This window comes from Adlercreutzia sp. DFI.6.23 (assembly GCF_024462535.1).
GTDB lineage: Bacteria > Actinomycetota > Coriobacteriia > Coriobacteriales > Eggerthellaceae > Adlercreutzia > Adlercreutzia rubneri.
On sequence record NZ_JANGBP010000435.1, the window covers coordinates 1 to 305 of the forward strand.

Below are 305 nucleotides of genomic sequence, written 5' to 3' on the forward strand. Positions count from 1 at the left end.
CCGGCCGACACCGCCGAGCCGGCTCTCGTGAGCGATGGGGAGGTGCTCTCTGCCGACGGCTTCGACCTGTCCGTGGCGGGCTACGTGCTGAACTCGTCGCTTTCCGCCTACACCTACGACTCGATCATGGAGGTCCTGGCCGCCCCCACGCTGCCCGAGGCCGAAACCGACGCCGAGCGCGCGGCCATCCGCGCCACGGCGGTCCGACTGCTGAAGGGGCTCTTGGAAGAGGCGCTGAAGAAGGACGGCAGCTGGGACGCCTATGCCGACATCGACTTGCCGCTCGTGGGGGTGCTCGCCGTCAT

The 305-nt window shown here is 69.2% G+C and carries 1 pseudogene; it reads left to right on the forward strand.

What is annotated here, in order from left to right:
* Positions 1-305, forward strand: a pseudogene (locus NE591_RS14025) (DNA polymerase I); the annotation flags it as partial.